This window comes from Nocardia acidivorans NBRC 108247, assembly GCF_001625085.1.
GTDB classification, from domain to species: Bacteria; Actinomycetota; Actinomycetes; order Mycobacteriales; family Mycobacteriaceae; genus Nocardia; species Nocardia acidivorans.
The window spans coordinates 62,104-75,811 of sequence record NZ_BDAW01000046.1 but is presented as its reverse complement, the minus strand read 5'-3'; the positions used below and the strand labels follow the sequence as shown (position 1 = coordinate 75,811).

14 protein-coding genes and 1 riboswitch are annotated in these 13,708 nt (G+C 67.2%); of the genes, 5 read left to right on the top strand and 9 right to left on the bottom strand.

From position 1 onward, the window contains the following. The 3 genes from NA10_RS37655 to NA10_RS23865 all read left to right on the top strand — a co-directional run. The coding region (locus tag NA10_RS37655; RefSeq protein ID WP_067571679.1) for a hypothetical protein at positions 1-515 on the top strand (515 nt) is incomplete at its 5' end. Next, a complete protein-coding gene (locus NA10_RS23870; RefSeq protein WP_067571677.1) occupies positions 515-1,681 on the top strand; it encodes a glutathionylspermidine synthase family protein in 1,167 nt (388 codons plus the stop codon). The genes NA10_RS37655 and NA10_RS23870, both read left to right, overlap by 1 nt. A 37-nt stretch (positions 1,682-1,718) precedes the next feature. Beyond that, positions 1,719-2,168 carry a DUF350 domain-containing protein gene (locus NA10_RS23865; RefSeq protein ID WP_067571692.1) on the top strand — a complete coding sequence of 150 codons (450 nt, stop codon included), beginning with the start codon at positions 1,719-1,721 and terminating at the stop codon, positions 2,166-2,168. A 14-nt stretch (positions 2,169-2,182) separates the two neighbouring features. On the opposite strand, the gene NA10_RS23860 is transcribed toward NA10_RS23865, so the two are convergent. From NA10_RS23860 to NA10_RS23835, 6 genes are all read right to left on the bottom strand, one after another. Then, complete coding sequence (locus NA10_RS23860) at positions 2,183-2,764, bottom strand: dihydrofolate reductase family protein (protein ID WP_067571674.1); 582 nt, start codon at positions 2,762-2,764, stop codon at positions 2,183-2,185. A gap of 106 nt (positions 2,765-2,870) precedes the next feature. Beyond that, positions 2,871-3,728, bottom strand: a complete 858-nt coding sequence (gene mutM / locus NA10_RS23855; RefSeq protein WP_067571672.1) for a bifunctional DNA-formamidopyrimidine glycosylase/DNA-(apurinic or apyrimidinic site) lyase — start codon at positions 3,726-3,728, stop codon at positions 2,871-2,873. A gap of 6 nt (positions 3,729-3,734) precedes the next feature. Beyond that, complete coding sequence (gene rnc / locus NA10_RS23850; RefSeq protein ID WP_067571670.1) at positions 3,735-4,499, bottom strand: ribonuclease III; 765 nt, start codon at positions 4,497-4,499, stop codon at positions 3,735-3,737. A 19-nt stretch (positions 4,500-4,518) separates the two neighbouring features. After that, positions 4,519-4,701, bottom strand: a complete 183-nt coding sequence (rpmF, locus tag NA10_RS23845; protein ID WP_067571668.1) for a 50S ribosomal protein L32 — start codon at positions 4,699-4,701, stop codon at positions 4,519-4,521. A 58-nt stretch (positions 4,702-4,759) separates the two neighbouring features. Beyond that, a complete protein-coding gene (locus NA10_RS23840; RefSeq protein WP_067571666.1) occupies positions 4,760-5,401 on the bottom strand; it encodes a YceD family protein in 642 nt (213 codons plus the stop codon). Between the two features lie 131 nt (positions 5,402-5,532). After that, positions 5,533-6,279, bottom strand: a complete 747-nt coding sequence (locus tag NA10_RS23835; RefSeq protein ID WP_067571664.1) for a DivIVA domain-containing protein — start codon at positions 6,277-6,279, stop codon at positions 5,533-5,535. A 246-nt stretch (positions 6,280-6,525) separates the two neighbouring features. Between NA10_RS23835 and NA10_RS23830 the strand changes: the two genes are divergently transcribed. Next, a complete protein-coding gene (locus NA10_RS23830) occupies positions 6,526-7,068 on the top strand; it encodes a GtrA family protein (protein WP_084515172.1) in 543 nt (180 codons plus the stop codon). Between the two features lie 529 nt (positions 7,069-7,597). Continuing rightward, on the top strand, positions 7,598-8,407 hold the full coding sequence (locus NA10_RS23825) for a hypothetical protein (RefSeq protein WP_084515171.1): 810 nt from the start codon (positions 7,598-7,600) through the stop codon (positions 8,405-8,407). 130 nt (positions 8,408-8,537) lie between these two features. On the opposite strand, the gene coaD is transcribed toward NA10_RS23825, so the two are convergent. The 3 genes from coaD to NA10_RS23810 all read right to left on the bottom strand — a co-directional run bounded on the left by coaD (position 8,538) and on the right by NA10_RS23810 (position 13,136). Then, positions 8,538-9,023, bottom strand: a complete 486-nt coding sequence (coaD, locus tag NA10_RS23820) for a pantetheine-phosphate adenylyltransferase (protein WP_067571660.1) — start codon at positions 9,021-9,023, stop codon at positions 8,538-8,540. 35 nt (positions 9,024-9,058) lie between these two features. Continuing rightward, positions 9,059-9,652 (bottom strand): 16S rRNA (guanine(966)-N(2))-methyltransferase RsmD, encoded by a 594-nt coding sequence (gene rsmD / locus NA10_RS23815; RefSeq protein WP_067571658.1) that lies wholly within the window; start codon positions 9,650-9,652, stop codon positions 9,059-9,061. A 79-nt stretch (positions 9,653-9,731) separates the two neighbouring features. Further along, positions 9,732-13,136: a pyruvate carboxylase gene (locus NA10_RS23810; protein WP_067571656.1), complete on the bottom strand. Its 3,405-nt coding sequence runs from the start codon at positions 13,134-13,136 to the stop codon at positions 9,732-9,734. Between the two features lie 373 nt (positions 13,137-13,509). Continuing rightward, a riboswitch (cobalamin riboswitch) is annotated at positions 13,510-13,687 on the top strand. Positions 13,688-13,708 lie beyond the last annotated feature (21 nt).

Sequence of the window (13,708 nt, the reverse complement as noted above, 5' to 3'; positions counted from 1 at the left end):
AGGCCCGCGCCCGCGAGAAGGCCCGCAAGCGCGCCGAGGAGGCCGAACGCGCCGCCGCCGAGGCCGAGGACGCCAAGAAGGCCAAGAAGAAGAAACTGCTCATCGGCGGCGCGGCCGTGGTGGGTGTGGCCGCACTGGTCGGCGGCGGCTATCTGGCGTACGACGCGCTCACCACGCCCGAGGTGACCGCCTACTGCACGGTGGTGGCCAAACAGGGTCAGGTGGTCGCGGTCGGCAACGGCCAGACCATTACCGCCACCCAGGACGATCAGGAGATCGTGGTTCCGGACAACTACTGCGATGATGCCGAGCGCACCGGCAGCAGCGGTCTGGGTGGCATCTTCATTCTCAATGGCAGCCAGTACCGCTACTACTACGGTGGCAGCGGCAATACGATCGGCCACGCACCGACCGGCGGCACCACCGTGCTGCCCAAGGGCGCGGACGTGAAGACCAAGAGCGGCAGCACTATTCAGCGCGGCGGGCTCGGTTCCAAAATCGGCGGAGGTTCTTGATGCGGCGAGTGCGCAGCACTCCGCGCCCGGGTTGGCAGCAGATCATCGAGGGTCAGGGGCTGGTGTACGGATCGCCGGGGCGTGATACCGATGGTCAGCCGCGCCCGTACTGGGACGAATCGGTGCACTACGAGTTCGATATGGACGAGATCCTGGCGCTGGAGGCGCAGGTCGAGGTGCTGCACAGTATGTGCCTGCACGCCGTGGAGAACATCATCCTCACCGAGCGATTCGCCGATTTCGGTCTGCCGCAGTGGAGCTGGGAGCATATCGCCAACTCCTGGAAGCGCTCGGACCCGCACATCTACGGCCGTTTCGATCTGCGCTACGACGGGCGCGGACCGGCGAAACTGCTGGAGTACAACGCCGATACCCCCACCTCCCTGCTGGAGGCGGCGATCGTGCAGTGGCACTGGCTGACCGACACCCACCCCGATGACGATCAGTGGAACTCGTTGCACGAGAAGCTGGTCGAGCGCTGGAGTGAGGTGCGCGAACTGCTGCCGACGGCGGAACTGCATTTCACCTGGTCCGGTGCGGACGGCTCCGGTGAGGACAATGTCACCACCGCGTACATGCAGGAGACCGCCGCCGAGGCGGGCTTCGATACGGTCGCCCTGCCCATCGAGGAGATCGGATTCGATACCGAGCTGGAGCGTTTCGTCGATCTGGCCGAAGCGCCCATCGACTCCATCTTCAAGCTGTACCCGTGGGAATGGGTGCTGGACGACGACTTCGGCAAGCGCGTCGCGCAATCGCTGCCGGGCACCATGTGGCTCGAACCACTGTGGAAGACAATGCTTTCCAACAAGGCGCTGCTGGCGGTGCTGTGGGAGATGTACCCCGGACATCCGAATCTGTTGCCCGCCTACATCGATGACCCGCACGAGCTCACCGAGTACATTCGCAAACCCAAGCTCGGCCGCGAGGGCGCGAATATGACCATTGTCGGCCCCGGTATGGAGACCGCCACCGGCGGCGTCTACGGCGAAGAGGGCTTCGTCTACCAAATGCTGGACCCGCTACCGGAATTCGACGGTATGCGCCCGGTGCTCGGGGCCTGGATCGTCGGCGACACCTCGGCGGGCCTGGGCATCCGCGAGACTGTCGGCCTGATCACCGACGACAGCTCTACCTTTGTGCCACACCGTATTCCGCAGCCCTGATCCCATCAACCACCCGTCCCGGAGGACACACCAGATGATGACCACTCTCGCGCTCGAGTCGGGGTATTGGAGCTCACTCGGCCGTGGCGTAGGCGCGATCCTCCTCTACGCGCTGATCGGCCTGACGCTCATGCTCATCGGCTTCCACGCGGTGGATCTGACCACCCCCGGCAATCTGCGCAAGATGGTCGCGCAGGGCCTGCCCAATGCCGTGATCGTCAGCTCCGCGGGCATGCTCAGCATGGCCTTCATCGTGGTGCTGGCGATCTACGCGCAGGCGGGCAAGCTCTCCGAGGGCCTGATCGCGGCGATGATCTACGGTCTGGTCGGCATCATCGCCCAGGTGATCTCGGTGCGCGTGATCGAAATGGTGCTCGGCATCAATATCGGCGAGGTGCTCGAGAGCCCCACGTTCTCCACCGAGGCTCTCGTGGTCGCGGCCGCGCACTTCGCGCTGGGCCTGGTCGTCGCGGTCGCGATCCTCTAGCGCGCCAGGCGCTTTCAGCGCACCCGGCTGTACTTCAGGAAGGCCACGCCGTCCTCGAAGATGCGGCTGGTCAGCACCCGGTAGCGGGTGGCCTCGGGCAGCCGGGCCCCCGCGCCGAAGAGCGGGCGGCCGTGCCCGAGCACGATCGGGTACAGCTTGAGGAAGATCTGATCGATCTCCGGCAGCAGTGTCTGCGCGAGTTCACCGCCACCGCAGAGCCATATGCCGAGTCCCTTCTCCCGCTTGAGTTCCCGCACCCGGGCCAGCGGATCGGCCGAGATCAGCTCCACATCCGGATCCGGCGTCTCGGGCAGTTTGGCCGAGACCACGAGCTGACGCAGATGCGAATACGGGCTGGAGGTTCCGGTCCGCACGCCGAAGTCGTGCGTCTTGCGCCCCATGATCACGGTGTCGAAGGTGACGCTGGGTTTATCCACCCCGAGCGCCTCACGCACCTTGGTCGGTAGCGTCTCGGGATACTGTGCGGTGATCGCGGGACCGTGATCACCGCCCACCGGGAAGAAGTCGACCGAACCATCCTCCGACGCGATGAATCCGTCGATGGTCGCTGCCACGTAGTAGGTCAGTTTGCGCATTGGTCCCTCCAGCCCGCACCACACATGCCGCTGTGAAAAAGGTAGCGCTTCACAGCCTCCAGTAGGGAGGCAAGAACCGAAGACCGGGCAACCGCGGCGGAAACTGTCAGTTGCGCGGGCGGGGCTGACAGCGCGGGCAGGAGAACGACGAGCGGTTCATGAACTTCTCGCGGATCATCGGCGCACCGCAGCGCCGGCAGGCTTCGCTCTCACGGCCGTAGGCGTTGAGCGAGCGCTCGAAGTACCCGGATTGCCCGTTCACGTTCACATAGAGCGCGTCGAAGGAGGTGCCGCCGGCGCTCAACGCCTCGGTCATGACCGTGCGCACCTCGCCGAGCAGACCGCGCAGCACCGGCCGGGTCAGCTTGGCCGCCACCCGCTCACCGTGCAGTTTCGCCCGCCACAGCGCCTCGTCGGCGTAGATATTGCCCACCCCGGAGACCACGGTCTGATCCAGCAGGACGCGTTTGATCTCGGAGTTCTTGGCGCGCATGGCCGCCACGGTGAGCTCGTCGTCGACGAGCGGATCCAGCGGATCGCGGGCGATATGCGCGACCGGCTCGGGCACCAGCGTCCCGTCCACCTCGACCAGATCCGCGAGCTGCCAGCCGCCGAAGGTGCGCTGATCCACGAAGCGCAACTGCGCCCCGGTATCGAGTTTCGCGATGATGTGCGCGTGCTTCTCCAGCGGCGCGTCGGCGGTCTGCACCAGCATCTGCCCGCTCATGCCCAGATGCACGACGAGGGACAGATCGGGCTCGTCGAAGGTGAGCCAGAGGAATTTGCCGCGCCGTTGCGCGGAGTCGACCCGCCGACCGGCGAGCCGGGCGGCCAGATCACCGCCGCCGGGCAGGTGCCGTCGCACCGAACGCGGATGTTTGACGGTCACCGAATCGACGACGCGGCCCACCACATGTTCGGCGAGACCGCGTCGTACGACTTCGACTTCGGGAAGTTCGGGCATCGGCGACTACTGCGCCGATCCCTCGGTGGCAGCGGCATTCTCGGCGTTCAACGCCCGATAGGCGGCGCCCGCGGCCTTCTGCTCGGCTTCCTTCTTGGAGCGTCCCACCCCCTGGCCGTATGCCTTCCCACCGATCACCGCGGTGGCGGTGAACTCCTTGTCGTGGTCGGGTCCGGTGGAGGTGATCTCATAGCTGGGTACGCCGATACCGCGCTCGGCGGTCAGCTCCTGCAGACTGGTCTTCCAGTCGAGCCCGGCGCCCATGCGGGGGCCACGCTCGAGCAGGTCGGCGAAGAGGGTCAGCACCACGGTGCGCGCGGTGTCGATGCCGTGCTCGAGATGGACGGCGCCCAGGAGCGACTCCATACCGTCGGCGAGAATGCTCGGCTTGTCCCGGCCGCCGGTGAGCTCTTCGCCCTTGCCGAGCAGCAGGTGGGTGCCGAGTCCGCCCGGGCCGAGTTTGCGAGCCACCTCGGCCAGGGCATGCATATTCACCACGCTGGCACGCAGTTTGGCGAGCTCACCCTCGGACTTGTCCGGATGCTCCAAATACAGGCGTTCGGTAATGCTCAGGCCGAGTACGGAGTCGCCCAGAAACTCCAGGCGCTCATTGGTCGGCAGCCCGCCGTTCTCGTAGGCGTACGACCGGTGCGTGAGCGCGAGGCGCAACAGGTCCGGTCGTACGTCGACGCCGAGCGCTTCGAGCAGGCTGGAATGGTCGGCGGTGTCACCCACGGCGGGCACCTCCGCCGCGTCCTTGCTGGCGGTCACGATCGGCTGGATCAGAGAATCAGACCGCAGCGGTGACCTGGCGGCCCTTGTACGTGCCGCACGAGGGGCACGCGATGTGCGGCAGGGTCTGCTGGCCGCAGGCACGGTTCGGGCAGGTGATCAGGGTAGGCGCGACGGCCTTCCACTGGCTCCGGCGCGAGTGGGTGTTGGAACGGGACATCCGGCGCTTCGGAACGGCCACGACTACTTCTCCTCTGTCCTCGGACTCGCGGCGCTGTTGTGCGCCGCCAGTTCAGAATCTATTGATGGGTGTCCGGTGCGGCGCCTGCGGCGCCATTTCCGGGGGCTGCATCGCTGACGACTTCGTCGTCGGCGACAGTCAATTTCGCGAGCCCGGCCCAGCGAGGGTCAAGTATCTCATGACCATGGCCGGAACCCGCAATCGCCATCCGTACACCGCATTCCGGGCACAATCCCGCACAATCCGGCTCGCAGAGCGGCTGTAGCGGCAGTTCCAAACCGACTGCGTCGACGACCGCCGGTTCGAGTTCGATCATGTCATCGACCAGGCGATGAATCTCGTCGTCCTCGGTGGTCTTCTCGGTGGCGCTGTCCGGGTAGGCGAACAGCTCGGTGAGATGCAGCTCGATATCGTCGGTGAACGATTCCAGGCAGCGCGAGCATTCACCCTCGAGGGTGGCGCGCACCGTTCCCAGCACCAGCACGCCCTCGGAGACCGACTGGAGGGTCAGGTCGAGTTCGACCGCACCGCCCGCGGGAATGCCGATCATCTCGACACCGATGCGCTCATCGGTATTGAAGGTGCGCTTGACCGGGAGAATCGAGCCCGGCTTGCGGCCCAGGCGTCGCGCATCCAGATTGAAGCCCGCGTCGTCGATCGTCGTGCGACGATGACGCGGCTTGGAACCGGATTCGGACATCAAGGACTCACTCACGTTCGGTATGGAATGGGCAACCACTCAACAATACCGAAACGATTGAGAACAACCCAAACCGTGCCCAATTGCCTCCGCTGCGCTGCGGCGGGTCCGCGGCCCCGGGAGTCGCGAACCTACCGCCGGAACTCCGCCGCGTAATCCGGGACGGCCGTACCGGAACGCACCTGGTTGCGGCCGCGGCCGATGATGCGCAGGGTGTTGTGCAGGGTCTCCTCGAAGTCGGCGAGCTTGGCGTCGACGTACTCGTCGCATTCGGTGCGCAGGCGATCGGAGTCGGCCTGGGCGGCGTCGATGAGCCGGGCGGATTCGGCGTGCGCGGCCCGGACCACCTCGGTCGCCGAGACCAGGCGCTCCTGTTCGGCCTTGCCGTCGGCGACCGAGCGGTCGTAGCTGGCCTGTCCGGCGGCGGCCATGCGATCGGCCTCGGAGCGGGCGCGGCCGGTGACCGCCTCGTACTCCTTATTACCGTCGGCGACAACGCGCTCGGCCTCGGCCTCGGCGGAGCCCACCAGGTGCTCGGCATGCGCGCGCGCCTCGGCGACCATGCGGTCCGCGTGCGCCTTGGCATCGGCCAGGATACGGTCGGCCTCGTCGCGGGCGGTGGTGACGGTCTCGTGCGCCTGCTGATTCGCGCCGGTCACGGCGGTCTCGGCGGCATTGCGGGCATCGATGACGATTTTGTCGCGATGATCGAGCACGTCCTGGGCGTCGTCGAGCTCACCCGGCAGAGCCTCGCGCACATCGTCGAGCAGTTCGAGCACCTCACCGCGCGGCACGATGCAGTTGCGCGTGGGCGGGATGCCCCGCGCCTCTTCGATGATGGCCACGAGTTCGTCGAGCGCTTCGAATACGCGGTACATGTTGCTACCCCACTCTCCTGCCAGGACTTCACGGCGAGAACTCCGCGGGAACAAGTCTGCCCTTCCGCGCGCTGTCACCAAGGTTCGAACCCGGCGTGTCGGAGACCTGTTTCACACCACACGAAAACAAGTGGAGGAAACCCCTCCAGTTGGTTTACATTCAAGCAACAAGAAATTGTTGTGTCGGGGCCGCGGGACCGCTACAAGCGGGCTCCGCCGGGCAGGCTCCTGACGTGTTCGAGGGAAATGACAATGGCTGTCCTGGGCATCCCGCAGCGGGCTACGAGCCCGAGCACTGCGCTGGTCGACGCCTACTCGTACGGCACCGAGGCCATGGTCTCCGGGACCGAGGCCGTGCGCACCGCCGGCGTCCGCTGGACCGGACAGCTCGGCACGTGGTTGCGCGGAGAGCACGCCCTCGCACAGTTGATCCGCTTCGCCCTCGTCGGTGGCCTGAGCAATATCGGCTATCTGATGCTCTTCCTCGCCTTCTACGGCGGCGGGCCGCAGCTGGCCAATCTGGCCGGATCCATCGTGAGCACCGCGGTCGCCAATGAGCTGCATCGGCGGCTCACCTTCCACGCGGCCGGCCGGGTGCGCTGGTACACCGCGCAGCTCGAGGGCGGCGGGCTGGCCCTGGCCGGTCTGGCCATCACCTCGGCGGGACTGGCGATCCTGGAGTCCACCGCACCGGGCATGGGCGATATCGCCGAAGCCACTGCGGTGCTTGCGATCACGGCCGCGGTCGGCACCATCCGCTTCCTGACCCTGCGACTCTGGGTTTTCTGAGCGCAGCGCTTCCCGAATCCTCGCATTCGCCGAAAAACGGCATGGGATGCGGGGATTCGTCATTTCCGGGATGGGGGAACCCGCTCGCTCCGGCCTGCGTCCAAGCAAGCACAGACCGATTGAGAGGGGTACCGACCATGCAGAGATCGCACGGATGCCTTGGCGGACGGCGAGATACCCGTCGCCCCGCACCCCCGCGCCCCGCCGGGAGGGTTCACGCGTCCTGCGTCGGACACGGCCGGCGGCGCGGTCGCCCGCGCGGGGAGGGCGAATGAACCCGTCGCGGAAGTCCGGGTCGGCGAGTGAGCCGAGCCTCCGACAGCTGTGCGCGCCAAAGCGATTGACCCGGCGACTGCTCGAAGGGGGCGAGCCGTCGGCGGACTGGGCTCCCGCTCACGGGCAGACACCGACGCCCGCAACGGGGCGCACGACGCGCGGGGGCGGGTCAGCGCCCGAGGGTTCCTCCGCACCGTGGGCGATCTCGCTGGCCGCAGGGGTTCCCACGCGGAATTGGCGGGAACGGCATCGGTTGCTGATCGAGGCGGTGCTACCGGATATGGCCGAGGGGACGGTGGTCAGTCATCAATCCGCCGCCGTGCTGTACGGCGCTCCGCTGTGGCGCACACCGCTGGATCGAGTCGTGGTGACCCGCAATCGGCGTGGCGGCGGGCGTACCCGGCCGTATACGAAAGTGCATGGGTCACCGCTGGATTCGGCGGTGGAGATCGACGGGCTGCTGGTGACTCCGCCCGCGCGCACGGTGATCGATCTGGCCCTGTCCCTGCCGTTCGAAGCGGCGGTGGTCGCGTGCGATGCGCTGACCGGAACCTTCGGTCTCACCGAAGCCGAACTGGGCGAAGAACTCTCGCTCGCGCGCTGCCGTCACGGGATAGCGCAGGCCAAGCGGGTGGTCGCGGCGCTGGATGGCCGGAGCCGAAGCGCGGGTGAGTCCTTGAGCCGGCTCATGCTCGGCCGCCGAGGTCTCCCCCTGCCCCGCACCCAGGGCAATGTGCTGGCACCCGACGGCCGTTTCATGGGCCGGGTGGCCTTCTACTACGAGGAGTTCGCCACCCTCTGCGAATTCGACGGGCCACTGCGCTACGGCCGTCTGCTTCACCGCGCGGACAATGTCCCCGAGGCCCTGCGCCGCGAACAGAACCGCGAAACCTCCTTGCGTGCCTTGGGCTTTCAGGTTGTCAGGTGGACCTGGAACGACCTGCACACCGATGCCCCCGCGCGCCGCCTACGCGCCGCGCTGTCTCGGCCGCGCCGCGCCGCGGGCCGCATAGAACCGGCCCCCGCTCCCGCGCCCCGCCGAATCTCGGCCCGACGGCTGTAGGCAAGCCCGGATTCGTTGCCCTGGAGCGGAGGTGGGCGCACTCGATCCGAGCGCACCCACCTCCGAACTCCGGCACGTGCCGAATCGCGCCGCACTGCGCGGGTGTCCGCGCATCGTGAGGCGACGACGCTCAGCGGCGGTTCTCCGCGATCCGCTCGATCAGCGCCTTGTGCACGACCGGCGGCAGCAGATCGGAGATATCACCCCCGTAGGAGGCGACCTCCTTCACCAGTGAACTCGAGACGAACCCGTACTGCGGATTGGTGGCGATGAAGTACGTGTCCACCCCCGTGAGCTTGCGATTCATCTGCGCCATCTGCATCTCGTACCCGAGATCGGTGGCATCGCGCAGCCCCTTGACGATCGCGGTGACCCCCTGCTCCTTGGCGAAATCCACCAGCAGCCCGCGCCAGGACTCCACCCGCACGTTCGGCAGGTGGGCGGTCACCTCCCGAATGAGCTCCATCCGCTCCTCGACGGTGAACATCCCCTTCTTGTTGGGGTTCACCACCACCGTGACGATCACCTCGTCGAACTGCTCAGCCGCCCGCTCGAATACATCAAGATGTCCATTGGTCACAGGATCGAACGACCCCGGGCACAGTGCTCCAGCCATGGTCGAACGCTACCGCAGTCCGACCGTGCCGGTTCCTACGGCTCGTACTCGGCCAGATCCAGTCGGGTTTCGCCGTAGGTGCGCGGTGTGAGCGGCGAATAGCCCTTGGGCCAGGTGATTTCCGGGGAGCGGGTGGAGCGTTCGATCACGATGAGGGCGCCGTCGTGGAGCCAGCCGCCCTCGGCGAGGGCGAGCAGGTCGGCATTGACCTCCTCGACCTCGACCGCGTACGGCGGGTCGGAGAAGACGAGGTCGTAGGGGCCGCCGGGCGGGGAGGACGGGGCCAGGGCGAGTGCGCCCGCCGCATTGCGGCCCAGAGTGCCCGCGACGGTGTTCATTCGCAGGTCCGCGCCGGGCAGGCCCAGGTCGGAGATATTGCCCCGGATGATCGCGGCCGCCTTGCGGTCGGATTCGACCAGCAGGGCGTGGGATGCGCCGCGGGACAACGCTTCCAGGCCGAGCGCCCCCGAGCCCGCGTAGAGGTCGAGGACGCGGAGGTCGTCGAAGTCCATCCGGGCGGCGACGAGGTTGAACAGGGCCTCGCGGACGCGGTCGGAGGTGGGGCGGGTGCCGGCGGGCGGGACGCGTAGTCGGCGTCCGCCCGCGGTACCGGAGATGATGCGGGTCAACGGCGCACCGCCGATCCTGCCCGCCCGCACGACGGCGCGTGCGGCGCGGGGGCGACGGCGGAAGGCCGGGGGCGGCGCATCATTCGGCCGCGGCCTCGGTGAGTCGGAGTTCGACCAGCAGGTCGCCGCCTTCGACCTGCTGCACCTTACCGATGGCGACGCGGCGCACCGTGCCGGAGCGCGGGGCGGTGATGGCGGCTTCCATCTTCATGGCCTCGATGGTGCCGATCGTGTCGCCCGCTGAGACCGAATCGCCTTCGGAGACAGCCAGGGTCACCACACCGGCGAACGGGGCGGCGATATGGCCGCCATTGGTCTTGTCGGCCTTCTCGGCCGTGGGGACCTCGCTGGCGATGGAACGGTCACGCACCGTGATGGGGCGCAACTGGCCGTTGAGGATGCACATGACGGTGCGCATACCGCGCTCGTCGGGCTCGGAGATGGCCTCCAGGCCGATGAGCAGGGTGACGCCCTTGTCCAGCTGTACGCGGTGTTCCTCATTGTGCCGCAGGCCGTAGAAGAACTGGTTGGCGGACAGGCCGGTGGTATCGCCGAACTTCTCACGGTGAGCGAGGAATTCGGCGGTGGGCCCCGGAAAGAGCAGATTGTTGAGGGTGGCGCGGCGTTCGGCGGAGCTGCCGTTCAGTCCGGCCTCGTCCTCGGCGGTGAGCTGGGTTTCCGGTTTGGCCGGGCCGCGACCGGCCAGGGCGCGAGTGCGGAACGGCTCGGGCCAGCCACCGGCGGGGGTGCCGAGTTCGCCACGCAGGAAACCGATTACCGAGTCCGGGATGTCATACCGGCCGGGATCACCGGCGAAGTCCTCGACATCGACGCCGCTGCCGACCAGCGCCAGGGCGAGATCGCCGACGACCTTGGAGGACGGGGTGACCTTGACCAGGCGGCCCAGCAGTCGGTCCGCCGCGGCGTATTTCGCCTCGACCTCTTCGAACCGATCACCGAGGCCCAAGGCGATGGCCTGCTGGCGCAGGTTCGACAGCTGACCGCCCGGAATCTCGTGGTGGTAGACACGTCCGGTCGGTCCCGGCAGTCCGGATTCGAAGGGCGCGTACACCTTTCGCAGCGATTCCCAGTAGGGCTCGAGATCGCAGACGTTCTGCAGATTGAGTCCGGTGTCGTACGGCGAATTCGCCGCCGCCGCAACGATTGCCGAGAGCGCGGGCTGAGAGGTGGTGCCCGCCATGGGCGCCGAGGCGCCGTCCACCGCATCCGCACCGGCCTGCCACGCGGAGAGATAGGTGGCCAGCTGTCCGCCGGGGGTGTCGTGGGTGTGCACGTGCACCGGCAGCTCGAATTCGCGGCGCAGCGCGGTCACCAGGGTCGCGGCGGCGGGTGCGCGCAGCAGTCCGGCCATATCCTTGATGCCGATGATGTGCGCCCCGGCCTCGACGATCTGTTCGGCGAGCTTGAGGTAGTAGTCGAGGGTGTAGAGGTTCTCGTTCGGATCCGAGAGGTCGCCGGTGTAGCTCATGGCGACTTCGGCTATGGCGGTGCCGGTTTCACAGACCGCGTCGATGGCGGGCCGCATCTGATCGACATTGTTGAGCGCGTCGAAGATGCGGAAGATGTCGATACCGGTGGCCGTGGCCTCGGAAACGAAAGCGCGCGTGACCTTTTCGGGATACGGGGTGTAGCCGACGGTGTTCCGCCCGCGCAGCAGCATCTGCAGATTGATATTCGGCACGGCTTCGCGCAGCGCGGCCAGGCGCTCCCACGGATCCTCGTACAGGAACCGCAGCGCCACGTCATAGGTTGCGCCGCCCCAGCATTCGATGGACAGCAGCTCCGGCGTCATCCGCGCCACATGCCCGGCGACGTCGAGCAGACCGTTGGTGCGCACGCGGGTCGCGAGCAGCGACTGGTGCGCGTCGCGGAAGGTGGTGTCGGTGACGGCCACGCCCGACTGCTGACGCAGCGCCCTGGCGAACCCTTCCGGCCCCAGTTGCAGCAACCGCTGCCGCGATCCGGGCGGCGGCGGCACCGTCATATCGAGGGCGGGCAGCTTGTCGTGCGGGTACAGCTTGGTGGGCCGGGTGCCGTGCGGTTTGTTCACCGTCACATCGGCCAGGTACTGCAGGATCTTGGTGCCGCGGTCCGCCGAGCTCTTGAGGGTGAGCAGCTGCGGGCGCTCGTCGATGAACGAGGTGGTGACGCGTCCGGCGCGGAAGTCCGGATCGTCCAGCACCGCGAGCAGGAACGGAATATTGGTCGTGACGCCACGAATACGGAATTCGGCGACGGCACGCCGGGCGCGCGCCATGGCGGTCTGGAAATCGCGGCCGCGGCAGGTGAGCTTCACCAGCATGGAGTCGAAGTAGGCGCCGACCTCCGCGCCGACATTGGTGCCGCCGTCCAGTCGCACGCCCGCACCGCCGGGCGAACGGTAGCCGGTGATGCGACCGGTATCGGGGCGGAAGCCGTTGGCCGGGTCCTCGGTGGTGATCCGGCACTGCAATGCCGCACCCCGGATGACGATCGAATCCTGGCTCAGCCCAAGATCTTCCAGGGATTCACCGGCGGCGATGCGCATCTGGGACTGCACCAGATCCACATCGGTGATCTCCTCGGTGACGGTGTGCTCGACCTGGATCCGCGGATTCATCTCGATGAACACGTGCTTGCCGCGCTCATCGAGCAGGAACTCCACCGTACCCGCGCACGAGTAGCCGATCTCCTCGGCGAACGCGACCGCGTCCGCGCAAATGCGTTCGCGCAGTTCGGGATCCAGATTCGGGGCGGGGGCCATCTCGATGACCTTCTGATGCCGCCGCTGCAACGAGCAGTCCCGCTCGAACAGATGAATCACATTGCCCTGCTGATCAGCCAGGATCTGCACCTCGATGTGCCGAGGATTGATCACCGCCTGCTCCAGGAACACCGTGGCGTCACCGAACGCGGATTCGGCCTCGCGCGCGGCGGCTTCGATGGCCTCCCGCAACTGCGCCTTGTCCGCCACCCGGCGCATACCGCGCCCGCCACCACCGGCCACGGCCTTGACGAAGACCGGGAATTCCATGGTCTCGGCGGCGGCCATCAACTCGTTCACATCCGAGGACGGCGCGCTGGAGGCCAGCACCGGCAGTCCGGCGGCCTTGGCGGCGGCAATGGCCCGCGCCTTGTTACCGGTCAGCTCCAGCACATGGGAGGACGGCCCCACGAAGGTGATGCCCTCGGCCGCGCAGGCCGCCGCCAGGTCCGGGTTCTCGGAGAGAAAACCGTAACCCGGGTAGATGGCATCGGCCCCGGAAGTCTTGGCGGCCTTGATGATTTCGTCGATCGACAGGTACGCCCGCACCGGGTGTCCCGGTTCGCCGATCTGATACGCCTCGTCGGCCTTCAGCCGGTGGACCGAATTGCGGTCCTCGTACGGGAACACCGCGACGGTGCCGATGCCGAGTTCGTAGGCCGCGCGGAACGCGCGAATGGCGATCTCGCCGCGGTTGGCGACCAGGACTTTGGAGAACATTCGACCAAGGTACCTGGCCGGGTGTGTCCGGGGGGCATCGAAGTCACCTTCGCAGCAATCTTCACAGTCACATACCGGTCGGTTGCGAATTTGTGTTCATCACCTGGACACATGGCCCGCGGTGAGGTTAGCGGACGCCGCGTACTCGAATTCGCCGACTTGCTAAGGCCGGGACAGGGAATTCACCCGCGCGACCCGCCCGCACTACTCGGCGGTAGCGAAGCGCACCACATCCGCCGCGCCCCCGGCATGACTCCGATCGCCCACCCCACTCGGGATCAATGGCCAAGCCGATATGCTTCGGGGGCAGTCGGTTCACGCGGCATCGATGGTGGAGGAGCCCCTCCCGTCTGTGCCGGGTGTCGAAGCCGGGCCACCCCGTGGTCCGGTGAGAGGGAAGCTGGTGAGAATCCGGCACTGTCCCGCAGCGGTATGCAGGAACGACCGCCGTCATCAGCACTGGGCATCAGCCTGGGAAGCGACGGCCAGTAGGTCGGCCGAATCGGCCGGTGCCCGCGAGTCCGAAGACCTGCCGAATGCGCCGGATACGCCGTATCCGGCGGTCGACGCCT